Consider the following 24131-nt stretch of genomic DNA (forward strand, 5'->3'; position numbering starts at 1 on the left):
CATCGGTGCGAGTTCGCGCCATCCACAATTTCGGGTGTCGGTTCTTTGCTGACCGCCCACTTCTTTCACTTATCGGAGAACGGATATGGCTGCCCAGAACGGCAAGGACCTTCTGATCAAGCTCGACCTGACCGGGGGCGGGCAATTCACGACGATCGCGGGGCTGAGGGCGACGCGGATCAGCTTCAACGCCGAGACGGTCGATGTGACGAGTCTGGAAAGCCAGGGCGGCTGGCGTGAGCTTTTGGGCGGTGCCGGGGTGCGGTCGGCCTCGGTTTCGGGGTCGGGCGTCTTCGTGGACAGCGCGACCGATGACCGGGCGCGGCAGATCTTCTTCGGGAGCACGGTCGAGCAGTTCCAGGTGATCATCCCGGACTTTGGGATCGTCGAGGGGCCGTTCCAGATCACGTCGATCGAATATGCGGGCAGCTACAACGGCGAGGCGACCTATGAGTTGTCTTTGGCCTCGGCGGGCGCGCTGAACTTCACGGCGATCTGATGGCCAATCCTTGGACGGGGGAGGTCGCGGTCTGGCTCGATGGCGAGCGCCACGTGGCCAAGTTGACACTTGGGGCGCTGGCGGAGCTGGAGGCGGGGCTTCGGACCGGGACGCTGATCGAGCTTGTCGAGCGGTTCGAGGCGGGCGGGTTTTCGACGCGCGACGTCTTGATGCTGATCGTCGCCGGCCTTCGGGGCGGTGGCTGGACGGGTTCGGGCGCGGACCTTCTGAAGGTCGAGGTCGGCGGCGGGCCAGTCGAGGCGGCACGGGTCGCGGCGGAATTGTTAACACGTGCCTTCACGGTGCCGGAGGCGGGGTGAGCGCGGTGGATTGGCCGGGGCTAATGCGGGCGGGTCTCGGCCGGCTCGGGCTGACGCCGGATGCGTTCTGGCGGCTGACGCCGGCGGAGCTGGTCATCTTGCTGGGTGATCCGGCGGCGGTACCGCCGCTCAACCGCGCGCGGCTCGAAGAGCTTGCGCGGGCCTGGCCGGATGCGCCCATTGAGACAAGGGACAACTGATATGCCGATGACGGACGGACTGGACGGGATCGAGGGGCTCGCCGCGCAGGCGGCGGCGTTGGAGACGAGCCTCGGCGGCGCGCAGGCGATGGCGGCGGCTTTCGACGCCGAGCTTGGCCGCATGCGGGAAAGCATAATTTTCACGGGGCGCGAGGTCGGCACCCTGTCGAGGAGCATCGGCGGGGGGCTGAGGCGCGCGTTCGATGGGCTGATCTTCGACGGGATGAAACTGTCGGATGCGCTGAAGCAGGTTGCCCAGACGATGGTGAACAGCGTCTACGGCGTGGCGATGAAGCCGATTCAGGACGCGGTCGGGGGCGCCATCGCGCAGGGGATGAACGGGCTGCTGAGCGGGCTCTTTCCCTTCGAGAAGGGCGGAAGCTTTTCGCAAGGCCGCGTCATGCCCTTCGCGAGGGGCGGCATCGTGTCGTCGCCCACTATGTTCCCGATGCGAAATGGTCGCGGGCTGATGGGCGAGGCGGGGCCCGAGGCAATCATGCCGCTGGCGCGCGGCGCAGATGGCCGGCTGGGCGTTCAGGCATCGGGCGGCGGGCGTCCGGTCAGCATCGTGATGAATGTGACGACGCCGGACGTGCAGGGCTTCGCCCGCAGCCAGAGCCAGATCGCGGCGCAGATGGCGCGCGCTCTCTCGCGCGGCGACAGGAACAGGTGAGGAGGGCGACATGGCGTTTCACGAGGTGCGGTTTCCGGCCAATCTGAGCTTCGGCTCGGTCGGCGGACCGGAGCGGCGGACGGAGATCGTCGCGCTGACCAACGGCTACGAGGAGCGGAACACGCCCTGGGCGCAATCGCGCAGGCGCTACGACGCGGGCGTGAGCCTGCGCAGTCTCGACGATATCGGCGAGCTGATTGCGTTCTTCGAGGCGCGGCAGGGACAGCTCAATGCGTTTCGCTGGAAGGACTGGTCGGACTTCAAGTCTTGCCGGGCCTCGGCGGAGGTGCGCTTCGACGACCAGCTGATCGGGATCGGCGATGGCAGCACGACCGATTATCAGCTGATCAAGACCTATGCGTCGGGGGCCGAGTCGCAGGTTCGGGTGATCGCCAAACCCGTCGCCGGCACCGTGCGCATCGGGCTGCAGGGCGACGAGTTGCAGGACGGCGTGCACTATTCGGTGGACGCGGCGACCGGCGTCGTGACCTTCGCGAGTCCGCCCGCCGTCGATGAGCGGATCACAGCGGGTTGCGAATTCGATGTCCCGGTGCGGTTCGACACCGACAGGATTCAGGTATCGGTCGCTTCGTTTCAGGCAGGCGACGTGCCGCAAGTTCCCGTCGTCGAGGTGCGCCTGTGACTAGCTATCCGCAGACGATGAAGGACCATCTGGCCAGCGGGGCGACGACGGTGGCGCGCGCGTTCGCCGTGTCGCGCAAGGATGGTAAGGTCTTTGGCTTCACGGATCACGACCGCGACATTGCGTTCGACGGCATCGCGTTTCGCGCCGATTCCGGTCTGACTGCGAAGGCGATTCAGCAGGCGACGGGCCTGTCGGTCGACAACAGTGAAGCCTTCGGCGCGCTACGTTCCGACGCGATCACCGAGGAGGATATTCTTGCCGGCCGCTATGATGGCGCCGAGGTGACAGGCTGGCTGGTTAACTGGGCCGATGTCTCGGTCCGGGTGCTTCAATTCAGGGGCACGCTCGGCGAGATCGTGCGGTCGGGTGGGGCGTTCAATGCCGAGTTGCGTGGTCTTGCCGAGGGGCTCAACCAGCCGCAGGGGCAGATCTATCACGCGCGCTGTTCAGCGGTGCTTGGGGATGGACGTTGTCGGTTCGATCTCGATCAGCCTGGCTATTCCGAGGCGCGGCCTGTCGAGACGGCCGAAAACGCGCACGTGTTCGGTTTCGCGTCGTTCGCTGGCTATGAGGATCGATGGTTCGAGAAGGGTCGGCTCCGAGTGCTGACCGGCAGCGCCGCGGGGCTTATTGGAGCGATCAAGAATGATCGGCTTGTTGCGGGAGATGCGCGTGAGGTGGAACTGTGGCAGGCGCTTGGCATCGCGCCCGCGCCGGGCGACATGGTTCGGATAGAGGCGGGCTGCGACAAGCGGGCCGAGACCTGTCGGCTGAAGTTCGCAAACTTCGATAACTTCCGGGGTTTTCCTGAAATTCCGGGCGAGGACTGGCTCATGTCCTATCCGCTCAGCGCGGGCGTCAACGATGGCGGGAGCCGGCGCGGATGAGCGCGGCGGGTCCGCGCGCGGTCAAGATCGCGCGAAGTTGGATCGGGACGCCGTATCGCCATCAAGCATCCTCCCAGGGCGCGGGTGCGGATTGCTTAGGCCTGTTGCGGGGTGTTTGGCGCGGTCTTTACGGGGCCGAGCCGGAGGCGGTTCCGGCCTACACTCGAGACTGGTCCGAGCCCGAAGGGACGGAACGACTATGGGCGGCGGCTACTCGGCATCTGCGGGAGTGCGACCCTGAGGATTCTCCCCACGCAGGAGAGGTGCTTCTGTTCCGCATGCGGGCGGGGTCGGTCGCCAAGCATCTAGGACTAGTGGGCGAAACCGGCAGCCGGGCCACGTTCATTCACGCCTATTCCGGGCACGGAGTGGTCGAGAGCCCGTTCTCTGCCCCGTGGCAACGCCGCGTCGTGGCGCGGTTCGAATTTCCCTGAAGGAGGGTCGACATGGCCACCATTTTGCTTTCAGCCGCCGGGGCTGCGGCTGGAGCCGGTTTCGGAGGCTCTGTCCTGGGCTTGTCGGGAGCGATGATCGGGCGCGCTATCGGTGCGACGCTTGGTCGGGCGATCGATCAGCGGCTGCTGGGGTCGGGTGCGCGCGCGGTCGAGACCGGGCGCGTGGATCGATTCCGTCTCACTGGTGCGAGCGAAGGTGCGCCCGTCGGCCTCGTCTGGGGCCGGATGCGAGTGGCGGGTCAGGTGATCTGGGCGTCGCGCTTTCTGGAGACGACGAGCACGTCGGGCGGCGGCGGCAAGGGTGCGCCGGCCACGCCGCGGGTGACGGAGTATTCCTATTCGGTGAGCCTTGCGGTCGCGCTCTGCGAGGGCGAGATCACGCGGGTCGGGCGGATCTGGGCGGACGGCGTCGAGATCTCACGCGATGACGTGACGATGCGCATCTATGCCGGGTCCGAAGACCAGCTTCCCGATCCGAAGATGGAAGCCGTCGAAGGCGCAGGGCAGGTGCCCGCCTATCGCGGCGTGGCATACGTTGTGTTCGAGGATCTGGACCTCGGCCAGTTCGGTAACCGGGTACCGCAGTTCAACTTCGAAGTCGCGCGGCCAGCGCAGGGCACCGGGATCGACGAGGTGACCGACCTTACGCGTGGGATCAGTGGCGTCGCGCTGATACCGGGGACGGGGGAATACTCGCTTGCCACGACGCCAGTGCACTACGCGCATGGCATCGGGCAGAACGTATCGGCGAACATCCACACACCGGGAGGTAAGACTGATCTGGCGGTGTCGCTTGAGACCCTCGCCGAGGAACTGCCAGGCTGCGGCTCGGTCTCGCTTGTCGTGTCGTGGTTTGGGGATGACCTGCGGTGTGGCCAATGTTCGGTGAAGCCGAAGGTCGAGGATACCGGCTTCGACGGTGTCGGCATGCCGTGGCGGTCAGGCGGGATCGCGCGCGCCGAGGCGGAAGAGGTCATACGGGATGCCGGTCGGCCGATCTATGGCGGTACCCCGGCGGATCGCGCGGTCGTGGAGGCGATCGCAGCCATAAAAGCCGAGGGAAAAAAGGTCGTCTTCTATCCGTTCATTCTGATGGAGCAACTTGCAGGAAATGGCCTTTCCGATCCATGGACCGGCGCGGCAGATCAGCCTGTCCTGCCGTGGCGTGGTCGCATTACGCTTTCGACCGCGCCGGGTCAGGCGGGAACGCCCGACCGGACGGCCGCCGCTGAAGCGGAAGTAGCCGCGTTCTTCGGGACCGTGCAACCGTCGTACTTTTCGGCCAGCGGGACGTCGATCAGCTATTCCGGGCCTGCGGAGTGGTCCTATCGCCGCTTCGTGCTGCACTACGCCCATCTCTGTGCCGCGGCGGGCGGGGTCGATGCGTTCTGCATCGGTTCGGAGATGCGCGGGCTAACGCAGATCCGGGGGGCAGGCGATGTCTTTCCGGCGGTTGCAGAGCTGCGGGCGCTGGCGGCTGAGGTTAGGGCCGTCCTCGGCCCCGGCACCAAGATCAGTTACGCCGCCGACTGGTCGGAGTATTTCGGCTATCAGGAGGGAACGGGCAATCTTTACTACCACCTCGACCCGCTTTGGGCCGATCCGAACATCGATTTCATCGGCATCGACAATTACATGCCCTTGTCCGATTGGCGCGACGAGGAGGACCATGTCGATGCCGATTGGGGATCGATCTACAATCTCGACTATCTGAAGGCGAACATCGCAGGTGGCGAGGGTTACGACTGGTATTACGAAAGCCAGACACATCGCGATGCCCAGATCCGCACGCCGATCATTGATGGTGCCTATGGCGATGACTGGATCTGGCGCTACAAGGACATTCGGTCTTGGTGGGAAAACGCCCACATCGACCGTGTGGGCGGTGCAATGGGTGCGCAGAGCCCGTGGGTGCCGCAATCGAAGCCGATCTGGTTTACTGAGTTCGGTTGCGCGGCGATCGACAAGGGTTCGAACGAGCCAAACAAGTTCCTTGACCCCAAGTCCTCGGAATCGGTCCTTCCGAACTACTCCGACGGCCGGCGCGATGACTTGATCCAGATGCAGTACCTGCGCGCCATGATCGATTTCTGGCGCGATCCGGCGAACAACCCGGTTTCCTCCGAATACGGCGCGCCGATGATTGATATGGACCGCGCCCACGTCTGGGCGTGGGACGCGCGGCCATTCCCACAGTTCCCCGCAAATGTCGATGTCTGGGCGGACGGAGACAATTACCCTCGCGGCCACTGGATCACGGGGCGCGTATCGGCGCAGCCGTTGTCGAGCGTCGTGGCCGAAATCTGCGCACGCTCAAGTGTCGATGCCGTCGACGTTGGCGGGCTCTACGGTCTCGTTCGTGGCTACAGCGTCGCCGACATTGCGACCGGGCGTTCGGCATTGCAGCCGCTGATGCTCGGCTATGGGTTCGAGGCGGTCGAGCGAGACGGGGTGTTACGCTTCGCGATGCGCGACGGGCTGGTTGATGCCACGCTGGGGAGTAGTGACTTTGCGGTTGGTGAGGAAACCGGCGGCTGGGTGGAGACCCAGCGCGCGACTGAGGCGGAGGTCGCTGGCCGCGTTCGGCTAAATTATGTCGAAGCGGAGGGTGACTACGAAGCGCGCGCATCGGAAGCGGTCTTTCCTGATGAAGTGACGAGTGGTGTGGCGCAGTCTGAGCTCGCCTTGGCTCTCACACGGTCGGAGGGGCAGCGGATCGTCGAGCGTTGGCTTGCAGAGGCGCGGGTGGCGCGCGATGGCGCGCGCTTCGCCTTGCCGCCGTCCCTGGGCCATCTGGGCGCGGGCGACGTGGTCGACCTCGGCGGTGCCGGGCGCTACCGGATCGATCAAGTCGAGCATGCGGGCGCGATCGCCATGGAGGCGGTCAGAGTCGAGCCGACGGTGTACGAGCCCTCCGACGAGGCGGAGGAACGTGTCACGCCGCGCAGTTTCGCCGCGCCTGTGCCGGTGTTCCCGCTGTTTCTCGATCTGCCGCTGATGACCGGACGGGAGGTCCCGCATCAGCCGCATTTGGCTGTGACTGCGACGCCCTGGCCGGGATCTGCGGCTGTCTATTCTTCTGACAGTGACGCGGGATACGAGTTGAACCGGGTGATCGCCACGCGTTCGGTGATTGGGCGGACTCAGAGCGCTCTCGGTGTCGCGGTGCCAGGACTGTGGGACAGGGGGGGCGCGCTTCGGGTCAAGGTCTCGGGCGGTGCCCTGATTTCCGTCGGGCCCGACCAGCTGTTGAACGGCGCCAACTTGATGGCGATCGGCGACGGCTCCTCTGACCGTTGGGAGCTTTTCCAGTTCGCGAATGCCACTCTGGTCGCATCTGGGACGTACGATCTAACACTGCGGCTGCGCGGTCAGGCAGGTACCGAGTCAGTCGCACCATCAGGGTGGCCAGTCGGTAGCTACGTTGTCCTAATGAACGGCGCACCCAAGCAGATCGACCTTCCTGCGGCCGCGCGCGACCTCGCGCGTCACTACAGAATCGGGCCGTCGCGGCGCGGCTACGATGACCCATCCTTTGTGCACCGGGTGGAGGCGTTTGTCGGGACCGGGCTTCGGCCGTTGTCGCCCGCTCATCTGCGGGCGCAACGAAGCGCGGCGGGTGATCTCGTGCTGAGTTGGATCCGCCGTACGCGGATTGACGGCGACAGCTGGTCAGGGGTCGAGGTACCGCTGGGCGAAACGAGCGAGGCCTATGCGCTGCGTGTCGTCGAGGGCGGACTTGTGAAGCGCGAGCTGACGCTTGGGCAGTCCAGCTGGACGTATCCCGCCGGAATGCAGGCAGCCGACGGCATTACCGAGCCGTTCGAAATTCATGTGGCGCAGCTGTCCGATGTCTTCGGGCCGGGCCCTTTCAGAAGGATCGCGATCGATGTCTAGTACCAACCAACTCGGCCTGCCGCTCGTTCAGCCGGCGCAGGCACAAAAGCACGTCACCGTGAATGAGGCGATGGCCCGACTCGATGGACTAGTCATGCTCTCGCTAGCGTCGCGAAGCGTTGCGTTGCCGCCGGCTGCTATCGCCGATGGTGCGTGCTACGGGGTGCCGTCCGGTGCGGTGAACGAGTGGTCAGGACACGATGGACGGATCGCCATCGGAGCGAATGGCGGATGGGATTTCGCGGATCCCAAGCGCGGCTGGCGCGCGACGATCCTCGATGAGGGTGTCCAGGCGCTGCATGATGGCAGCGACTGGCGTGCGGGGATGGTGACGTTGTCGCCCAGCAACGCCGGGCTGGCTTTCGGAGTCGCCGAGACCGACCATTCGATTTCGGCGGGAACCGTGTCGCTTACCACTGCGATCATCCCCGCAAATTCGGTCGTTATCGGCGCGACCGCGCGTGTCGTCACGGCGATCACGGGGTCCCTTTCGAGCTGGTCGCTGGGCAACCCTGGCGCCGTTGGCCGTTATGGTTCCGGCCTTGGACTGGGCGCGGGGTCATTTGCGCGCGGCGTTCTCGCACAGCCGACGGCGTTCTATTCGCCCGAAGCCATGCAGCTTGACGCGGCGGGTGGCAACTTTGCCGGCGGATCGGTCCGCATTGCCGTCCACTTCATGCAAATTGCACTGCCGGATCAGTGAGGTATGCGTCCGCTGACCCATGGTGATGTAGCCGTCGCAGCAAATGCCGTCCGGAGTTTGCCGTCTGACGCGCGCTGTGCGGAGGTGCTGCGTTTCCTCGACCGCGCACACGCGGCCGACCTGTTCCGGAAGCGGACGGGTCGCGCGCATCCGTTCTGGGGCGACGGGAGCCTGATGGGTGCGGTCCTGAAGGGCAGCCCGGTCCGGGCGGAGCCGTTTCTGTCCGATCCTGAGCACCTGTCTGCTCTCGCCGTCGTCATCGAAACGCTTCTCGACTGGAAGCATCGGAGATGATTCTCGGCTACACCCTTCCGGTTTTCCGCGTACGCCCTATCTGATATAAGTTGATCAGCAACCGGGAGTGCGCGCGATGGCCGAACGTAAACCAAATGTCACCCAGGTCGATCCTGTCTGGTCGCACATCCGCGAGGAAGCCAAGGCCGCCGTCCGCGATGAACCGCTCTTGGGCGGATTCATCCATTCGGGACTCCTGCATCACGCCACGTTCGAACGGGCGCTGGCGTACAGATTCTCGCTGAAGCTCGCGTCCGGCGAAATGAGCGAGCAGATCCTTCGCGAGATTGCCGATGAGGCGCATGCGGAGGATCCCGAACTGGGACAGGCGGCGCGGGCCGATGCCGTAGCGGTCTATGACCGTGACCCGGCCTGCCATCGGTTCCTCCAGCCTGTTCTTTTCTTCAAGGGCTATCAGGCCGTCCAAGCCTACCGGATTGGCCATTGGCTTTGGAAGCATGACCGTCGCGACCTTGCCTACTTCGTTCAGATGCGGGTTAGCGAAGTCTTCGGCGTCGACATTCATCCCAATGCCCGGGTCGGCAAGGGGATCATGATCGATCACGCGCACTCCATCGTTATCGGCGAAACGGCCGTGGTGGGCGACAATGTCTCCATGCTGCATTCGGTAACGCTGGGTGGTACCGGCAAGGAGGACGGCGATCGCCATCCGAAGATCGGAAACGGCGTCCTGATCGGGGCCGGCGCGAAGATTCTCGGCAATATCAAGGTGGGCGACTGCTCGCGCATCGCAGCCGGATCGGTCGTACTACACGAGGTGCCAAAGAACACGACCGTTGCGGGCGTTCCCGCCAAGGTGATCGGCGAAGCCGGTTGCGCGCAACCGGCGCTGAACATGGATCAGTTGATCGACGACGGCATCTGAGGATGCCGCGTCATGACTCTTGAAAGGGCCGGAGCGTGCTTTCCGGCCTTTTCGCCGTTCGAGTTTATTCAGGCCAGCATCGACATCGGATTTTCGAGGTATCCGACTATGGCCTTCAGAAGTTCGGCGCCGAGTGCGCCATCGATCACCCGGTGATCGACCGAAAGCGTCATCGACATAACCGTTGCGACGCCAACTTCCCCATCCGATTTCACAACCGGCTTCTTCGCTCCCGCGCCGACCGCTAGGATTGCGCCGTGGGGCGGATTGATAACCGCGTCGAAATTATCGATGCCAAACATGCCAAGATTGGAGATTGCGAAGCTGCCGCCCTGGTATTCGTGCGGTGCGAGCTTGCGGTCCCGAGCACGGGCGGCCAAGTCCTTCATTTCGGCCGACAGCGCCGAAATCGTCTTCTGATGCGCATCCTTCAGCACCGGCGTGAAGAGCCCGCCCTCGATCGCCACCGCGACGGCCACGTCGGAAGGTTTCAGCTTCAGCATCCGGTCGCCAGCCCAGACAGCATTGGCGTCTGGCACGTCCTGAAGCGCCAGCGCGCAGGCCTTGATGATGAAATCATTCACCGAGAGCTTCACGCCACGCGCTTCGAGCTGACCGTTCAACTCTCCACGGAACTTCAACAGCGCATCGAGTTGCACCTCACGGCGCAGGTAGAAGTGAGGGATGGTCTGCTTGGCTTCGGTGAGTCGCGCAGCGATTGTCTTGCGCATCCCGTCGAGCGAAACTTCCTCGTATTCCCGGCCCTCGTACATCCGGGCGACCATCTCGGCGGACGGCCCGGCGGGAGGCGTCGCGAATGCTGCGGTCGGGGTGGCCGCCGCTGCGGGAGCCGCAGCTTTCGGCGCGGATGAGGCCGCCTCCACATCCGACTTCACGATCCTGCCATGCGGACCCGAGCCAGTCAGCATGGCGATGTCGATCCCCTTCTCCTTCGCGAGCCTCCGCGCGAGCGGTGAGGCAAGAACCCGCGTCCCCGCGGCGCTTGGGGCGGCCGGAGCCGGTGTGGCAGCAGGCGCGGGTGCCGCGGCCGGCGCGGACGCTGGTGCCGGGGAAGGAGCGGGGCTGCTTGGGGCCTCAGTCCTGGTCGCGGGCACGTCATCGGCGCTTTCGCCTTCCTCGACAAGAACGGCGATCGGCGTGTTCACTTTTACGCCCGCCGTGCCTTCGGCGACGAGGATCTTGCCGACGATGCCCTCGTCAACCGCTTCGAACTCCATCGTCGCCTTGTCGGTTTCGATCTCGGCCATGATGTCGCCGGAGGAGACGGTGTCACCCTCCTTCACCAGCCATTTCGCGAGCGTGCCTTCCTCCATCGTGGGGGAAAGGGCGGGCATCAGGATTTCGGTTGCCATTTCTCTCCCTCCTTACCGATAGGTCACTTGCTTGACGGCCGCCACGACCTCGTCCGAGGTAATAAGCGCCAGCTTTTCGAGGTTCGCCGCATAGGGCATCGGGACGTCCTTGCCCGTACAGTTGATGACAGGCGCGTCGAGATAGTCGAAGGCCTCTGTCATCAGCACGGCCGAGATATGGTTGCCGATCGAACAGACTGGCCAGCCTTCCTCGACCGTGACGCAGCGGTTGGTCTTCATGACCGACTTGATCACCGTGGCGGTGTCGATCGGCCGGAGCGTCCGAAGGTCGATCACCTCGGCTTCGATGCCCTCGGCGGCGAGCTTGTCTGCCGCCTCGAGTGTGTGGCCCATCCCGATCCCGAACGAGACGAGCGTCACGTCGGCACCCTCACGCCAGACCCTCGCCTTACCGAAGGGTATGGTGAAATCCTCCAGATCGGGCACTTCGTAAGAACGCCCATAGAGGATCTCATTCTCGAGGAAGATCACCGGGTTTGGATCGCGGATGGCGGTCTTCAAAAGCCCCTTTGCATCGGCGGCGGAGTAGGGCTGCACGACCTTCAGGCCCGGAACTTGCGCATACCACGCCGCGTAATCCTGGCTGTGCTGGGCTGCGACGCGGGCCGCCGCGCCGTTCGGTCCTCGGAAGACGATAGGACAACCCATCTGGCCACCTGACATGTAAAGCGTCTTGGCCGCCGAATTGATGATCTGGTCGATCGCCTGCATCGCGAAGTTAAAAGTCATGAACTCCACGATCGGGCGAAGGCCGGCAAAGGCGGAGCCGACGGCGATTCCGGCGAAGCCATGCTCGGTGATCGGCGTGTCGATGACGCGCTTGGCGCCGAACTGGTCGAGCAACCCCTGGCTGATCTTGTAGGCGCCCTGATATTCGCCGACTTCCTCGCCCATGAGGTAGACGTCCGCATCGCGTGTCATCTCCTCGGCCATCGCCTCGCGCAGCGCTTCGCGCACGGTCATGGTCTTCATCTCTGTGCCCTCGGGCCAGTCGGGTGAGCTGTCGACCTGAGGTGCGGACGGCGCCGCGGCCTTCGCCTCGGGCGCTTTAGCTTCTGCTGGCGCCGCAGTCGGCTGAGCGGCACTTTTCGCGGCTGGCGCGGACACCTTAATGTCGTCGGCGCTCTCGCCCTCTTCGACGAGTACGGCGATCGGAGTGTTGACCTTCACGCCCGCTGTCCCTTCGTCGACCAGGATTTTCCCGACCGTGCCTTCATCGACGGCCTCGAACTCCATCGTCGCCTTGTCGGTCTCGATCTCTGCGATGATCTGGCCGGACGACACCGCGTCGCCCTCCTTCACGAGCCATTTCGCAAGCGTGCCCTCTTCCATCGTGGGCGACAGTGCGGGCATGAGAATCTCGGTTGCCATAATCTGTGTCCCCCTCAGGCGGTCTGCGGTACTTCTTCGGCGTAAATGTCCGTCCAGAGCTCGTCGAGCGCCGGTTCGGGGCTTTCCTTGGAGAACTCGGCCGCCTCGTTCACGATGGCCTTGATCTCCTTGTCGATCGCCTTGAGGTCGTCATCGCTCGCATGCTTGCCCTGCACGATAAGCTCGCGCACGTGTTCGATCGGGTCACGCTCCTCGCGCATCTTCTGAACCTCCTCGCGGGTCCGGTACTTCGCAGGGTCCGACATGGAATGGCCGCGATAGCGATAGGTCATAACTTCGAGGATGTAGGGGCCCTTGCCGGAGCGGCAATGCGCGACCGCCTTGTCGCCGCCGGCCTTCACGGCCAGCACGTCCATCCCGTCCACCGTCTCGCCGGGAATGCCGAAGGCCTTGCCGCGCGTGTGCAGCTGGGGCGTCGAGGTCGACCGCTTCTGCGCAGTGCCCATGGCGTATTGGTTGTTCTCAATCACGAATACGACTGGCAGCTGCCAGAGAGCGGCCATATTGAAGGTCTCGTAGACTTGACCCTGGTTTGCGGCGCCGTCTCCGAAATAGGTGAAGGTGACGCGGCCGTTCTCTTTGTACTTGTCGGCGAAGGCGAGACCCGCGCCAAGCGGCACCTGAGCACCGACAATTCCGTGGCCGCCGTAGAAGTGCTTCTCGCGGCTGAACATATGCATCGAGCCGCCCTTGCCCTTGGAGTATCCGCCTTCGCGGCCGGTGAGTTCGGCCATCACGCCCTTGGGATCCATCCCGGCGGCCAGCATGTGCCCGTGGTCGCGGTAGGAAGTAATCCGCTTGTCACCCTCTTCAGCCGCGGCTTCTAGGCCGACCACCACCGCTTCCTGGCCGATGTAGAGATGGCAGAAACCGCCGATCAGACCCATTCCATAGAGTTGGCCAGCCTTTTCTTCGAATCGCCGTATCAGCAACATCTCACGATAATAGTTGAGCAATTCTTCTTTAGATGTATTTGATTTTGCGGCGCTTTTTCTTGCGGCCATACCGAGAACCTCCCATCGGCAAGAAAGTAGTTCAACGTTAAACTATCTTATAACGCAAAACTCAAGAAATCGCGAGTGGAATTTCCTCGGATCGGTTTGTGTGAGCGGAGCGCGCGGCGACCGAAGAGGGGCGCTGACCCTACAGCCCCGAGATGACTCAGCCAAGGAGAGAGGGAAGGCAGCTTCATCATGGGCTAACTACCTGCGCCTGAGGCTATTGCGAAGGCGGCGGCCGCGAGGCCTCGGTGACAGTAAAGCACTGCACCGCAGGCGCTCAACTTGAGAAACGGCAGATCAATGGATGACGACTTCGTCGGCGCGAATGAGGCCCAGCACGTCGCGCGCACGTTCGTCCAGAAGGTCGAGGTCGAGGTAGTCATCCGACAGACGATGCGTGAGGTTCTTCATCCTCGCGACCTCGACCACGAGCCGGCCGCGTTCTTCCGCAAGCGCCTGCTTTTCGGCCACGGCCTGAACGCGCCGGAACACGCCGTATTCACCCTGAACGGCGGCGAAGGTGAAGTAGAAGCCGAGGCAGAATGCCAGCCCGAAATACAGGACGACGCCTAGGGTCGGACGTGTGCTCGATAAGGTCATCAACTGCCTCTTCGGATCGCCTCTGACGGGCGCGTAAGCCGAATCATGTCACAACCGATTCGCCAAGGGAATCCCCCGTCGAGGCTTTTTCTTAGGAAATCGTGCGGGTTGTGACATAGAATGCCGGTGCGCCTGTTTGTGAAGCGGCTAAGGACACCGCCCATGACCCGCGACACGCTCGCCCCGCGATCCGAACTCCCGACGCACGACGTGTCGAACCAGCCCGGCGCGCCCCCCTGCGCCGATCTCTGGGTGACCGACATCGCGCTCCGTGGTTGGCTTGAGGCATTTGGCGGCGCTACCGAGGATGCAGCGCGTCTCGGTCGGCAACTGGCCGATCCGCAGATCCATGAGGCGGCAGAAAATGCCCGTCATCATCCTCCGGAGCTTGTCACCTTCGACCGCGCCGGGCGCAGGCTCGACGAGGTCGCCTTCCATCCCGGCTATCACCGTGTTTTGGCATTGGGGCTCGAGGCCGGCTATGCGGCGTTGCCCTGGGAGGGGAAGGCCGGCGGCCATCTCGGCCATGCCGCGATCCTTTACATGTTCGGCCAGGTAGAGCCCGGCATCGCGTGCCCGTTGACGATGACGTATGCGGGGGTCCCGGCGCTCGCCGCCGATCCCGCACTCGAAGCGATCTGGCGACCACGCTTGACGTCGCGCGACTACGACCCATCCCTGCGTCCCATCAGCGAGAAGAAGGGCGCAACGCTCGGCATGGCGATGACGGAAAAGCAGGGCGGGTCGGACCTGCGCGGCACCTCGACCCGCGCCGAACCGGACGGCGGGGCCTGGCGGTTGACCGGGCACAAATGGTTCTGTTCGGCGCCCATGTCGGACGGGTTCCTGACGCTCGCGCAGACGGCCAAGGGGCTCACCTGCTTCCTCGTGCCGCGTTGGCTGCCCGACGGGCGGAACGCGATCCAACTCATGCGCCTAAAGAACAAGCTCGGCAACCATGCCAACGCCTCTTCCGAGATCGAGTATCACGGTGCGCTTGCCCATCGCCTCGGCGAGGAGGGGCGCGGCGTCGCCACGATCATCGAGATGGTTCATCACACAAGGCTCGACACGGCCGTGGCGCCGGCGGGCCTGATGCGCGCTGCGCTTGGTGAAGCGCTCTGGTGGACAGATGGGCGAAGTGCATTTCAACGGCGGCTCATCGATCAGCCGCTGATGCGCGCGGTACTCGCCGATCTCGTGCTCGACTGGGAAGGCGCTCTCGCGCTCGCGATGCGGGTGGCACATGCCTTCGACGGCGAGTCCGAGTCCGACCGCGCCTTCGCCCGGATCGCGGTGGCGCTTGCGAAGTTCTTGAACAACAAGCGCACTCCGACCGTCATCGTCGAGGCGATGGAGATTCTGGGCGGCATGGGCTTCGTCGAGGAGACGCCGATGCCGATGCTCTACCGCGAGGCGCCGCTCAACGGTATTTGGGAGGGCTCGGGCAACGTCATCTGCCTCGACATCCTCCGCACACTCGCGAAGGAACCCCTCGCGGCCGAGACGCTGATGGCCGAGTTGGACGCCGCCAAGGGCGCGGACCGGCGCTACGATGCCGCGCTGGCCAGCGCACGCGAGCGTTGGCCCGGACATCCCGATGAAGCCGAGGCGCGCTGGTTTGCCGAGACATTCGCGACTTTGCTCGCGGCCTCGGTCCTCCTGCGTCATGTCCCCGCCGCCGTGGCCGACGGCTTCGTTGCGACCCGCGTGGCGGGCCAGCGCGGCCAAGTCATGGGCTCGGTTGACGGGCTGGACACCGGCACGATCCTATCGCGGCTCAGACCAGAGGGGCAGGAATGACCGACACCGAGGGCAACAAGAAGACCGTCATGGCCTTCTATGACCTTATGTTCAATCGCTCCCGCCCGCGTGAGGCGGTGGAGCGCTACGTGGGTGACCAATATGTTCAGCACAACCCGCACGTCGCCGACGGCAAGGAGGCGTTCATCGCGTATTTCGAACGCATGGCGCGTGAGCATCCGGGCAAGAGCGTGCGATTTGTCCGCGCCGTCGCCGAGGGTGATCTCGTCGTGCTGCATTGCCACCAGACATGGCCGGGCGGCGACGATTATGCCGGAATCGACATTTTTCGCCTCGATCCAGAGGGAAGGGTGGTCGAACACTGGGACGTGCTACAGACCGTACCTGCCGAAAGTGCCAATCTGAACGGGATGTTCTGACGCGACCGGGGCCGTTCAGCCCGCGACCGAGGCGTCGTAGATGCTCTGGATCGTCGAGTCCAACATACTGTTGAAGGCTGCGTCCTCCTGCCTGGCCGACAGGCCTTCGGTCAAGGCGCGCGAGAAGCTCGCGACCATGCCGCTATTCCGGGCAAGGAGTGCATTCGCCTCCTCCCGGCTGTAGCCCCCCGAAAGTGCCACGACGCGCATCACCCGCGGATGGTCGATGAGCGGCTTGTAGAGGTTCGCCTTTGACGGCAGCGTCAGCTTCAGCATCACCTCGCTCCCCTCGGGCAATTCGTCGAGCTGTTTCTTGATCTCCGTCAAAAGAATGTCCTCGGCATCCGCCTTGTCGGGGATGGTGATCGTGACCTCCGGCTCGATGATCGGAACGAGTCCCTTGGCCAAGACCTGCTTGGCCAGGTCGAACTGCTGGGCGACGTTCGCGGCGATCCCGGATGCCGACGCGGCGTCGATCACCGACCGCTCCTTGGTGCCGAAGATCCCAGCCTTGACCGCGCGGTCGAGCAGCGAATCGAGATCCGGGATCGGCTTCATCATCCTGACGCCGTTGGCCTTTTCCTCGAGCCCCTTGTCGATCTTCAGGAACGGCACGACGCCGCGATCTTCCCACAGGAACTGTGCCGCCGGCTTGCCGCCAATCTTCCCGTCCATCGTCTTCTCGAACAGGATTGCACCGATGACCCGCTCCCCCGTGAAGGCGGGCGAGGTCGCAATCCGCGACCGCATTTCGTGGATAAGCGCGAACATCTCATCGTCCGTCTTCCACGCGTCCTCGCCGATGCCATAGAGCCTCAGTGCCTTCGGCGTAGAGCCGCCGCTCTGATCGAGTGCGGCGATGAAACCCCTGCCGGACCGCATCTTTTCTGCCTGTTCTTGCCGTGACATGTCTCTCTCCGAGCGGAAGCGTGAAACCGATGGGCCGCGCGATTGCAGGGCCTCAGCCGGTTCTAGGCGAGAGCTGGGGACGTTGCAAATGTGGTGGCGCTAACGCCGGCGCGTCGGGTGCGGTTTGGGAAACAATGAGGCGAGACATCGGAGAGGGTGGAGCGGTCCGAGCGTGCGGCGCCGACCGGGTGAATGGATGAGGGTCAGCCGTTCAACCTTCCAGCGCCGCGACGCCGGGCAGTGTCTTGCCCTCCATCCATTCGAGAAACGCGCCGCCTGCGGTGGAGATGTAGCTGAACCGGTCCGCGACGCCTGCCTTGTTGAGCGCCGCGACGGTGTCGCCACCGCCGGCTACCGAGACAAGGCGTTCCGCGTCGGTCAACTCCGCGACTTTGCGCGCCGCCGAGTTTGTCGCGGCATCGAAAGGCTCGATCTCGAATGCGCCGAGCGGGCCGTTCCAGATCAGCGTCCGGCATGTTTCGAACACGTCTGACAACGCGGTGACCGTCTCGGGCCCCGCATCTAGGATCATCGCATCGTCTGGGCAGGCATTTGCGGCGACGACTTCGTGCGGCGCACCCTCGCGAAACTCGCGTGCGACGACCACGTCCGTCGGCAAGTGAACGGCGCAGCCCGTTTCGCCCGCCTTCGTCAGAATGGCGCGCGCGGTTTCGGCCATCTCGTGTTCACACAGCGACTTGCCGACATTGATGCCCTGCGCGGCAAGGAACGTGTTGGCCATGCCGCCACCGATTACGAGATGGTCGACCTTCTCGACGAGGTTGCCGAGCAGGTCGAGTTTGGTCGACACTTTCGCACCCCCCACGATGGCCGCGACCGGCCGGGCGGGATCGCCGAGCGCTGCGGTCAGCGCCTTCAACTCCGCTTCCATCAACCGCCCCGCGCAAGACACTTTCAAATGCGCAATCCCTTCGGTCGAGGCGTGGGCGCGGTGCGCGGCCGAAAAGGCGTCGTTGACGTAGATCTGGCCGAGCGCGCCAAGCGCGGCCGCCATGGCCGGGTCGTTCTTTTCCTCGCCTTCATGAAAGCGAGTGTTCTCCAGCAAGAGAACGTCGCCTGTCTCCATCGCCGCCACAGCCTTCTTGGCCGGCGCACCGATGCAATTCTCCGCAAAGGCGACCTTCTGGCCCAACGCCGCCTCAAGCGCCGGAAGCGTCACCGCGAGGCTCATCTCGGGCACGACCTTGCCCTTGGGCCGTCCGAAATGCGCCATGAGCACCGGCTTGCCACCCTTCGCCTGGATGTCCTTGATCGTCGGCACGATCTTTTCGATCCGCGTGGCGTCGGTGACCTTGCCCGCCTCGACCGGCACGTTGATGTCCACCCGGACAAGCACCGTCTTGCCTGCCATGTCGATGTCGTCGAGGGTTTTCCAGTTCATCTTCAGCGTCCTTGTGCACGGGGCCGGGCGTCGGCTTGAGCGTCAAATCACCCCAAGCCTCGGCGAAGGTCAACCGATCACGCCGGTTTGCCCTTTTCTCCGCGCGGTTGTCGCACTAGGGTCGCGCCCGACATCGAAGGAGGCGTCCATGCCAGAGATCAAGGATCCCGAAAACACGATCATCATGACGCTGAAGGACGGCGACGTCGTGATCGAACTTCTGCCCGACGTGGCGCCGAAGCATTCCGAGAGGATGAAAGAACTGGCGCGCGCCGGCAAGTACGACAACGTGGCCTTCCACCGCGTGATCGAAGGCTTCATGGCGCAGACCGGCGACGTCCAGCACGCCAATATGGAGAACAGCTACAACCCCGGGCGCTCCGGCACGGGCGGCTCGGATCTTCCCGACCTTCCGGCCGAGTTCTCGAAGCTTCCGCACGACCGAGGCACTCTGGGTGCGGCGCGCTCGGCAAATCCGAACTCTGCGAACAGCCAGTTCTTCATCAACTTCAAGGACAACCATTTCCTCAACGGGCAATACACGGTCTATGGCCGCGTGATCTCGGGTATGGACCACGTCGACCGGATCGCACGCGGTGAACCGCCTGCCTCGCCCGATCGCATGATTTCGATGAAGGTGGCCGCCGATGACGTCTGATACCAGGGTATTCGTCGGCGCGGGTTTGGCCGCGCTTGCATCGATCGCAGCAGCTCTCTTCATCTACATGAAGACCACCAACGGGGCGATAGCGAGCGAAGACGGCGCCGGACCCAATTTGGTGATCGAGGTCGCGGGCGAGTCTGCGAGCGGGATTGTGGTCATCGACCTTCTGCCCGAAGTCGCGCCAAATCATGTGGCCCAACTGACCGAGCTTGCGCGGACCGGCGCCTATGACGGCATCGTCTTTCACCGTGTGATCGACGGCTTCATGGCCCAAACGGGCGATGTTCAGCATGGAAAGTACGGTGGCGACGTGTCGCTCGCCGGGACCGGCAAGTCCGAGCTTCCCAACATTCCGGCGGAGTTCTCGGATATTCCGTTCATGCGCGGTGTCGTCGGCATGGCGCGGTCCAACCGCCCCGACAGCGCGAATTCGCAATTCTTCATCATGTTCGAGCCGGGCGAGTTCCTGAACGGCAAGTATACCGTGGTGGGTCACGTCATCTCGGGCATGGAAGTGATCGACGCCATCAAGAAGGGCGATCCGGACCTGAACGGCGCGGTAGAGAATCCCGACCGCATGCAGCGCGTCACGGTCGAGCAGTAGGCTTCAGTGCCCGCGCCGCCTGGCGGCGCGGGCCTACACTTTATTTCACCTTCGGGTGAGTCGCCGACCTGGCGGCTGGTCAAGCAGCCCCGTCCGCGCAACACTTCGCGGACAGGGGGTGCGCCATGATCCACACACGCTTCATCCTGATCGCCGCCGCAGCGATCCTTGCGGGCGCCGTCGCTTTCGCCTCGCCCGACGAATGGCGCGGTGAATGGCCGAAGACGGATTTCGGCCGCAGCGCCGTCGATTTTCGCGAGATCCTGTCCGGCGGCCCGCCCAAGGATGGCATTCCGGCGCTCGACGATCCGCGTATGATACCGGTCGGGCGCGAAACGCGGCTTGCCGATACCGAACCCGTCCTGGTGCTCGAACTCAGCGGTCAGCCTGCGCATGCCTGGCCGATCCGATACCTCACCTGGCACGAGATCGTGAACGATCAGGTCGGCGGCACTCCCGTCGCCGTCACCTTCTGCCCCTTGTGCAATGCAGCGATGATTTTCGACCGGCGGCTCGGAGGGCAGGTGCTGAGCTTTGGCGTGACCGGCAAGCTTAGGAACTCCGACCTGATCATGTATGACCGCCAGACCGAAAGCTGGTGGCAGCAGGCGCTGGGTGAGGGGATCGTCGGGAAGATGACCGGCAAGCAGCTCAAACAGCTTCCGGGCTGGATGGAAAGCTGGGGTTCCTTCCGTGCGCGCAATCCGGACGGCATCGTGATGGATCAGCCCGACTGGCCGAGAAGCTATGGCCGCAATCCCTATGTCGGCTATGACAGCGCGTCACAGCCGTTCCTTTATCGCGGCGAGAACCCGCCGCACGGCATTCCGCCGCTGTCACGCGTCGTGCGCGTCGGCCAACGCGCCTGGCCGCTGGAGCGCGTCGCCCGCGCCGGAGCGCTGACCGAGGCGGGTGTGACGATCAGTTGGACAAAGGGCCAGGCCTCGGCGCTGGATTCGGGCCGGATCGCGCAGGGCAAGGACGTCGGCAATGTCCGGGTGCGCGATGCCTCGAGCGGTCGCGATGTCGTGCATGACGTGGTTTTCGCCTTCGTCTTTCAGGCGTTCCACCCGAAAGGGAAATGGATGATCGGCAACTAGAGAGCTGACCGCATTCGAGCGGGAGGCCTACTGGTCCCCGATAACGGCCGCGGCGATTAGTTCCCCTTCCGGAGCACCCGTGGGCGAGCCGCCCGCACGTTCAAGCGTAATGGCGAGCGTCGCACCGGCCGGCAAAGTGTCGAGCGGGACGCGCAACGTCTCCTCGCGCAGAAGGCCGAGGGATATTGGCGTTTCGCCTTCGGGGATCACCCACAGTTCGTAGTCCTGATCTTCGCCCGCGGCTGGGCCCGCCGTGCGGCTCACGGTTAATTCGCCTTGATCCGGGTCGTAGTTCGCCGCCACGACGAGCTCCTGGCCTTCGCCCGTCAGAGTCGCGGTAACTGTGGCTGGCGGCGCCTGAGGCGGAACGAAGACAAAGAACGCCGCAACCGCAACGGCGGCGCCCGCGAGCAGACCCCAGAGCCAGCCAACCTTGCGCGCGGGCGGCGCCTTCGGGAAAAGTCGCGCTTCGATTCGCTTGTCGAGACCCTGCGGAGGAACGATCTCGGCATAGTCCTCGTTCAATGGCGAAAGTCGTTCCTGCCAAGACTCGACCGATTGGGCGAAATTGACGTCGCTCTCGATCAGTGCCTCGGCCGTCAAACGCTCGGCGAATGACAGCGTGCCGAGGACGTATTCGGCCGCCAGCGCTTCGCGTTCGGGCATATGACCGTTGCGCTCCGTCATGCCTCGAGGCACTCCTTCAACTTCTGCAAACCTCTTCGCAGCCAGGATCGCATCGTGTTCAGCGGCACCTCGTAGCGGTGGGCGAGCGCGTCATAGCTCATTCCGTCGAGATAAGCGCCCCGTACGGCCTCGGCGCGGGCAGGGTCAAGTAGTTCGAAACATTCGGCGATGCGCCGCGCTTCGCCCTTCGCGACGCTGCGCGCTTCGGGTCCGGGCGCAGGATCGGGCAGGGCCGCAACCGCCTCTTCGTCGCCTTCGGGCACTGCGCGGGCCCGAAGGCGGTCGATCGCATGGTTGCGGGCGATGGCGATGAGCCACGTCATTCCGCGTCCCTTCGCCGCGTCGTAGCGGCGGGCGTTCAACCAGACCCTGGTAAAGACTTCCTGCACGGCTTCCTCGGCTTCGCCCCTGTCCTTGAGCATACGAAGGCAAACACCAAAGAGTTTCGCCGAGGACGCGGAATAAAGTTCGCGAAACGCCGCCCGATCAGCACGAGCGCATCCTGCGATCAACCCTGAGATCGGATCGGGTTCCGCCATATACCTACCCGCGCCGTCGGCGCCGTCCGCCTTCGGTGCCGCTTGATCCCGCGTTGAAGCTCACATGCGGCAGCGTCACGACGGCCGAGAGCTCGGGGAAGGGAGCGGTGGCATGCGGAATCGCGTTCGCCGCGACAAAGTGCTCCTGGAAGCGCGGTTCGATCGCGGTTTCCACCTTGTGGATGCGGCGCACCTCGTCCTCGATCGCCGCGCGCGCGGCAATATTGCACAGCGCGATCCGCGCGCCTGTGCCGGCGGCATTGCCGGCTGAGGTCACCTTGTCGAGCGGACAATCCGGTATCATGCCGAGGACCATAGCATGTTTCGGCGAAATGTGAGCCCCGAAGGCGCCCGCCAAAACGACCCGGTCCACCTTGTCGATCCCTAGTTCATCCATAAGCAGTCGCGCACCGGCATAAAGCGCTGATTTTGCGAGTTGAATCGCCCGGATATCGCCCTGCGTGATGGTGATCAGCGGCCCACCCTCCGCGGTGCCGTCGTAGAGCAGATACGCATTCGTCCGTCCCGTCGCGATGCAGCGTGGCGTGCCCACCTGCTCGGCCGAGCCAACGAGTCCGCCGGAATCCAGAATGCCCGCCATCCGCATCTCGGCCACTACCTCGATGATGCCCGAGCCGCAGATGCCGGAAATGCCGGTCTGGGCCGTGGCGGCGGCAAAACCTTCCTGATCCGACCACAGATCGCAGCCGACGACGCGGAATCGCGGCTCCCTCGTCTCCGGGTCTATCTCCACGCGTTCGATGGCGCCGGGTGCCGCGCGCTGGCCGGCCGAGATCTGCGCGCCTTCGAAGGCAGGGCCGGTTGGAGACGAGCAGGCGAGCACTCGGTCCTTGTTGCCAAGCAGAATTTCAGCATTGGTGCCCACGTCCACGATCAGCACCATGTCCTCGGACTTGTTCGGTTCCTCCGAAAGCGCCACCGCAGCGCAGTCGGCGCCGACATGACCGGCGATGCAAGGCAGCACGTAGATCCGAGCGTGCTCGTGGATCGCATGGAGGTCGAGATCGCGGGCCGGTATCGATATACTGTCCGACGTCGCCAGCGCGAACGGCGCCTGGCCGAGCTCTACCGGGTCGATACCCAGAAGCAGGTGATGCATAACCGGATTGCAGACGAAGACCGTCTCGACGATCTGCTTGGGGTCGATTTCCGCCTCCCTTGCGATGGCCTCCGCAAGCCCGTTGACCGCTTGCCGGACGGCGTTGGTCATCTCCCGGTCGCCGCCGGGATTCATCATCGCGTAGCTCACGCGGCTCATGAGGTCCTCGCCGAAGCGGATCTGGGGGTTCATGAGACCGGAGGAGGCGAGTACCTTGCCGTTCCTGAGGTCACAGAGATGGGCGGCGATCGTCGTGGAGCCGAGGTCGATAGCAAGGCCGTAGAGCCGGCCCTCGTAGAAGCCGGGCCAGATGTCGATGATACGCGGCTTGTCGCGGTGGTCGCGGTGGATGGCCACCGTCACCTTCCACTCGCCCTTGCGGAGCACGGGCTGGAGCTTGCCGAGCAATGCCACATCGGCCTCGAGCCCCTCGATCTGCCACTGGTCGCGAAGCGCGTCGCACAGCCGCTGGAAGTCGCCGGACGGCTCGTGCATGTCCGGTTCGGACGCCTCGACGTAGTAGGCGTGAGTCGCCGGATCCATGATGATGGTCCGGGCAGTCGCGGATTTGCGGATCACCTGTCGGTGGACCTGGCTTTCCGGCGGCACGTCGATCACGACATCGCCCTCGATCTTGGCCTGGCAGCCAAGTCGGCGCCCTTCGGCGAGCCCGCGGATGCGGTTGTATCGATCCTCGACCGCATTCCAGTCGGACAGCGCGGACTCGCTGACCGTCACGCCGTGCTTGGGAAACTCGCCATAGCCGGGCGTGATCTGGCATTTCGAACAGATGCCGCGTCCGCCGCAGACTGAATCTAGATCGACGCCCAACTGACGCGCGGCTGTCAGGACAGGAGTGCCGACCGGAAACCGGCCGCGCTTTCCCGAAGGCGTGAAGATGACGAGGGGATCGGCGGTCATGGCGGTCTCCGGATGTCCTGTCGCAGACTTTAACTAGTGACAATTGTCTTGGCTACGATGTCCGGAAGCGTCAGCTTCAGGTCGAGTTCCGTCAGCGCGTGCCCTCGTATGCGGTGTTCGGGACAAGGAAGCACAAATGCCCACTGCGATCGGCG

25 protein-coding genes are annotated in these 24131 nt (G+C 64.2%); 16 read left to right on the forward strand and 9 right to left on the reverse strand.

All coding sequences use genetic code 11. The features are described from left to right. The first annotated feature begins 85 nt into the window (after positions 1 to 85). The 11 genes from DEA8626_RS05655 to cysE all read left to right on the forward strand — a co-directional run bounded on the left by DEA8626_RS05655 (position 86) and on the right by cysE (position 9460). Entirely contained in the window at positions 86 to 499 is a 414-nt protein-coding gene (locus DEA8626_RS05655) for a phage major tail protein, TP901-1 family (protein WP_108852048.1), read from the forward strand. Next, positions 499 to 819, forward strand: a complete 321-nt coding sequence (locus DEA8626_RS05660) for a gene transfer agent family protein (protein WP_108852049.1) — start codon at positions 499 to 501, stop codon at positions 817 to 819. Before DEA8626_RS05655 ends, DEA8626_RS05660 begins: the two co-directional genes overlap by 1 nt. Beyond that, positions 816 to 1019, forward strand: coding sequence for a rcc01693 family protein (locus DEA8626_RS05665; protein ID WP_181366364.1), 204 nt, complete (start codon positions 816 to 818; stop codon positions 1017 to 1019). Before DEA8626_RS05660 ends, DEA8626_RS05665 begins: the two co-directional genes overlap by 4 nt. Before the next feature lie 7 nt (positions 1020 to 1026). Next, positions 1027 to 1692, forward strand: a complete 666-nt coding sequence (locus DEA8626_RS05670; protein WP_108853335.1) for an RcGTA-type gene transfer agent tail tape measure protein — start codon at positions 1027 to 1029, stop codon at positions 1690 to 1692. A 10-nt stretch (positions 1693 to 1702) separates the two neighbouring features. Continuing rightward, a complete protein-coding gene (locus DEA8626_RS05675; RefSeq protein ID WP_108852051.1) occupies positions 1703 to 2335 on the forward strand; it encodes a DUF2460 domain-containing protein in 633 nt (210 codons plus the stop codon). Between the two features lie 17 nt (positions 2336 to 2352). After that, positions 2353 to 3225 carry a phage/gene transfer agent baseplate hub protein gene (locus tag DEA8626_RS05680; RefSeq protein WP_108853336.1) on the forward strand — a complete coding sequence of 291 codons (873 nt, stop codon included), beginning with the start codon at positions 2353 to 2355 and terminating at the stop codon, positions 3223 to 3225. Continuing rightward, positions 3222 to 3659 (forward strand): C40 family peptidase, encoded by a 438-nt coding sequence (locus DEA8626_RS05685; RefSeq protein WP_108852052.1) that lies wholly within the window; start codon positions 3222 to 3224, stop codon positions 3657 to 3659. Before DEA8626_RS05680 ends, DEA8626_RS05685 begins: the two co-directional genes overlap by 4 nt. Positions 3660 to 3671: 12 nt before the next feature. Next, on the forward strand, positions 3672 to 7577 hold the full coding sequence (locus DEA8626_RS05690) for a baseplate multidomain protein megatron (protein ID WP_108852053.1): 3906 nt from the start codon (positions 3672 to 3674) through the stop codon (positions 7575 to 7577). Then, positions 7570 to 8280, forward strand: coding sequence for a DUF2793 domain-containing protein (locus DEA8626_RS05695; RefSeq protein ID WP_108852054.1), 711 nt, complete (start codon positions 7570 to 7572; stop codon positions 8278 to 8280). Before DEA8626_RS05690 ends, DEA8626_RS05695 begins: the two co-directional genes overlap by 8 nt. Positions 8281 to 8283: 3 nt before the next feature. After that, positions 8284 to 8574, forward strand: coding sequence for a DUF7742 family protein (locus DEA8626_RS05700; protein WP_108852055.1), 291 nt, complete (start codon positions 8284 to 8286; stop codon positions 8572 to 8574). Between the two features lie 76 nt (positions 8575 to 8650). Further along, positions 8651 to 9460 (forward strand): serine O-acetyltransferase, encoded by an 810-nt coding sequence (gene cysE / locus DEA8626_RS05705; protein WP_108852056.1) that lies wholly within the window; start codon positions 8651 to 8653, stop codon positions 9458 to 9460. Between the two features lie 68 nt (positions 9461 to 9528). Here cysE and DEA8626_RS05710 read toward each other — a convergent pair whose 3' ends face one another. The 4 genes from DEA8626_RS05710 to DEA8626_RS05725 all read right to left on the reverse strand — a co-directional run bounded on the left by DEA8626_RS05710 (position 9529) and on the right by DEA8626_RS05725 (position 13847). Next, a complete protein-coding gene (locus DEA8626_RS05710) occupies positions 9529 to 10833 on the reverse strand; it encodes a pyruvate dehydrogenase complex dihydrolipoamide acetyltransferase (protein WP_108852057.1) in 1305 nt (434 codons plus the stop codon). Between the two features lie 12 nt (positions 10834 to 10845). After that, positions 10846 to 12225 (reverse strand): pyruvate dehydrogenase complex E1 component subunit beta, encoded by a 1380-nt coding sequence (locus DEA8626_RS05715; protein ID WP_108852058.1) that lies wholly within the window; start codon positions 12223 to 12225, stop codon positions 10846 to 10848. A gap of 14 nt (positions 12226 to 12239) precedes the next feature. After that, entirely contained in the window at positions 12240 to 13250 is a 1011-nt protein-coding gene (pdhA, locus tag DEA8626_RS05720) for a pyruvate dehydrogenase (acetyl-transferring) E1 component subunit alpha (RefSeq protein WP_108852059.1), read from the reverse strand. A 294-nt stretch (positions 13251 to 13544) separates the two neighbouring features. After that, the gene (locus DEA8626_RS05725) at positions 13545 to 13847 is read right to left on the reverse strand and encodes an FtsB family cell division protein (RefSeq protein ID WP_108852060.1); all 303 of its coding nucleotides are present in this window, start codon (positions 13845 to 13847) and stop codon (positions 13545 to 13547) included. A gap of 162 nt (positions 13848 to 14009) precedes the next feature. Here DEA8626_RS05725 and DEA8626_RS05730 point away from each other — a divergent pair, with 162 nt between their 5' ends. Beyond that, positions 14010 to 15650, forward strand: coding sequence for an acyl-CoA dehydrogenase family protein (locus tag DEA8626_RS05730; RefSeq protein WP_108853337.1), 1641 nt, complete (start codon positions 14010 to 14012; stop codon positions 15648 to 15650). Next, positions 15647 to 16030, forward strand: coding sequence for a nuclear transport factor 2 family protein (locus tag DEA8626_RS05735; RefSeq protein WP_108852061.1), 384 nt, complete (start codon positions 15647 to 15649; stop codon positions 16028 to 16030). The genes DEA8626_RS05730 and DEA8626_RS05735 overlap by 4 nt, the downstream gene beginning before the upstream one ends. 15 nt (positions 16031 to 16045) lie before the next feature. On the opposite strand, the gene DEA8626_RS05740 is transcribed toward DEA8626_RS05735, so the two are convergent. Beyond that, on the reverse strand, positions 16046 to 16939 hold the full coding sequence (locus DEA8626_RS05740) for a fructose bisphosphate aldolase (protein WP_108852062.1): 894 nt from the start codon (positions 16937 to 16939) through the stop codon (positions 16046 to 16048). 211 nt (positions 16940 to 17150) lie between these two features. Beyond that, positions 17151 to 18341 (reverse strand): phosphoglycerate kinase, encoded by a 1191-nt coding sequence (locus DEA8626_RS05745; RefSeq protein WP_108852063.1) that lies wholly within the window; start codon positions 18339 to 18341, stop codon positions 17151 to 17153. Between the two features lie 148 nt (positions 18342 to 18489). Here DEA8626_RS05745 and DEA8626_RS05750 point away from each other — a divergent pair, with 148 nt between their 5' ends. The 3 genes from DEA8626_RS05750 (at position 18490) to DEA8626_RS05760 (ending at position 20709) form a co-directional block, all read left to right on the forward strand. After that, positions 18490 to 18999 carry a peptidylprolyl isomerase gene (locus tag DEA8626_RS05750; RefSeq protein ID WP_108852064.1) on the forward strand — a complete coding sequence of 170 codons (510 nt, stop codon included), beginning with the start codon at positions 18490 to 18492 and terminating at the stop codon, positions 18997 to 18999. Further along, complete coding sequence (locus DEA8626_RS05755; RefSeq protein WP_108852065.1) at positions 18989 to 19609, forward strand: peptidylprolyl isomerase; 621 nt, start codon at positions 18989 to 18991, stop codon at positions 19607 to 19609. The genes DEA8626_RS05750 and DEA8626_RS05755 overlap by 11 nt, the downstream gene beginning before the upstream one ends. Before the next feature lie 125 nt (positions 19610 to 19734). Next, positions 19735 to 20709, forward strand: coding sequence for a DUF3179 domain-containing protein (locus DEA8626_RS05760; protein ID WP_108852066.1), 975 nt, complete (start codon positions 19735 to 19737; stop codon positions 20707 to 20709). A 27-nt stretch (positions 20710 to 20736) separates the two neighbouring features. Here DEA8626_RS05760 and DEA8626_RS05765 read toward each other — a convergent pair whose 3' ends face one another. From DEA8626_RS05765 to DEA8626_RS05775, 3 genes are read right to left on the reverse strand one after another with little or no spacing between them, the layout of a single operon-like run. After that, positions 20737 to 21396, reverse strand: coding sequence for an anti-sigma factor (locus DEA8626_RS05765; protein ID WP_108852067.1), 660 nt, complete (start codon positions 21394 to 21396; stop codon positions 20737 to 20739). Continuing rightward, complete coding sequence (locus tag DEA8626_RS05770) at positions 21393 to 21935, reverse strand: sigma-70 family RNA polymerase sigma factor (RefSeq protein WP_108852068.1); 543 nt, start codon at positions 21933 to 21935, stop codon at positions 21393 to 21395. The genes DEA8626_RS05765 and DEA8626_RS05770 overlap by 4 nt, the downstream gene beginning before the upstream one ends. A gap of 4 nt (positions 21936 to 21939) precedes the next feature. Continuing rightward, positions 21940 to 23976 (reverse strand): ASKHA domain-containing protein, encoded by a 2037-nt coding sequence (locus tag DEA8626_RS05775; protein WP_108852069.1) that lies wholly within the window; start codon positions 23974 to 23976, stop codon positions 21940 to 21942. Between the last annotated feature and the right edge of the window lie 155 nt (positions 23977 to 24131).

This window comes from Defluviimonas aquaemixtae, assembly GCF_900302475.1.
Lineage (GTDB): Bacteria > Pseudomonadota > Alphaproteobacteria > Rhodobacterales > Rhodobacteraceae > Albidovulum > Albidovulum aquaemixtae.

Coding starts and splice junctions, on each gene's coding strand:
- DEA8626_RS05725 (WP_108852060.1), bottom strand. CDS start 13,847: ATGACCTTATCGAGCACACGTCCGACCCTAGGCGTCGTCCTGTATTTC.
- DEA8626_RS05770 (WP_108852068.1), bottom strand. CDS start 21,935: ATGGCGGAACCCGATCCGATCTCAGGGTTGATCGCAGGATGCGCTCGT.
- DEA8626_RS05765 (WP_108852067.1), bottom strand. CDS start 21,396: ATGACGGAGCGCAACGGTCATATGCCCGAACGCGAAGCGCTGGCGGCC.
- DEA8626_RS05740 (WP_108852062.1), bottom strand. CDS start 16,939: ATGTCACGGCAAGAACAGGCAGAAAAGATGCGGTCCGGCAGGGGTTTC.
- DEA8626_RS05700 (WP_108852055.1), top strand. CDS start 8,284: ATGCGTCCGCTGACCCATGGTGATGTAGCCGTCGCAGCAAATGCCGTC.
- DEA8626_RS05710 (WP_108852057.1), bottom strand. CDS start 10,833: ATGGCAACCGAAATCCTGATGCCCGCCCTTTCCCCCACGATGGAGGAA.
- DEA8626_RS05775 (WP_108852069.1), bottom strand. CDS start 23,976: ATGACCGCCGATCCCCTCGTCATCTTCACGCCTTCGGGAAAGCGCGGC.
- DEA8626_RS05660 (WP_108852049.1), top strand. CDS start 499: ATGGCCAATCCTTGGACGGGGGAGGTCGCGGTCTGGCTCGATGGCGAG.
- DEA8626_RS05670 (WP_108853335.1), top strand. CDS start 1,027: ATGACGGACGGACTGGACGGGATCGAGGGGCTCGCCGCGCAGGCGGCG.
- DEA8626_RS05715 (WP_108852058.1), bottom strand. CDS start 12,225: ATGGCAACCGAGATTCTCATGCCCGCACTGTCGCCCACGATGGAAGAG.
- DEA8626_RS05735 (WP_108852061.1), top strand. CDS start 15,647: ATGACCGACACCGAGGGCAACAAGAAGACCGTCATGGCCTTCTATGAC.
- cysE (WP_108852056.1), top strand. CDS start 8,651: ATGGCCGAACGTAAACCAAATGTCACCCAGGTCGATCCTGTCTGGTCG.
- DEA8626_RS05695 (WP_108852054.1), top strand. CDS start 7,570: ATGTCTAGTACCAACCAACTCGGCCTGCCGCTCGTTCAGCCGGCGCAG.
- DEA8626_RS05690 (WP_108852053.1), top strand. CDS start 3,672: ATGGCCACCATTTTGCTTTCAGCCGCCGGGGCTGCGGCTGGAGCCGGT.
- DEA8626_RS05685 (WP_108852052.1), top strand. CDS start 3,222: ATGAGCGCGGCGGGTCCGCGCGCGGTCAAGATCGCGCGAAGTTGGATC.
- pdhA (WP_108852059.1), bottom strand. CDS start 13,250: ATGGCCGCAAGAAAAAGCGCCGCAAAATCAAATACATCTAAAGAAGAA.
- DEA8626_RS05680 (WP_108853336.1), top strand. CDS start 2,353: ATGAAGGACCATCTGGCCAGCGGGGCGACGACGGTGGCGCGCGCGTTC.
- DEA8626_RS05730 (WP_108853337.1), top strand. CDS start 14,010: ATGACCCGCGACACGCTCGCCCCGCGATCCGAACTCCCGACGCACGAC.
- DEA8626_RS05655 (WP_108852048.1), top strand. CDS start 86: ATGGCTGCCCAGAACGGCAAGGACCTTCTGATCAAGCTCGACCTGACC.
- DEA8626_RS05760 (WP_108852066.1), top strand. CDS start 19,735: ATGATCCACACACGCTTCATCCTGATCGCCGCCGCAGCGATCCTTGCG.
- DEA8626_RS05675 (WP_108852051.1), top strand. CDS start 1,703: ATGGCGTTTCACGAGGTGCGGTTTCCGGCCAATCTGAGCTTCGGCTCG.
- DEA8626_RS05750 (WP_108852064.1), top strand. CDS start 18,490: ATGCCAGAGATCAAGGATCCCGAAAACACGATCATCATGACGCTGAAG.
- DEA8626_RS05755 (WP_108852065.1), top strand. CDS start 18,989: ATGACGTCTGATACCAGGGTATTCGTCGGCGCGGGTTTGGCCGCGCTT.
- DEA8626_RS05745 (WP_108852063.1), bottom strand. CDS start 18,341: ATGAACTGGAAAACCCTCGACGACATCGACATGGCAGGCAAGACGGTG.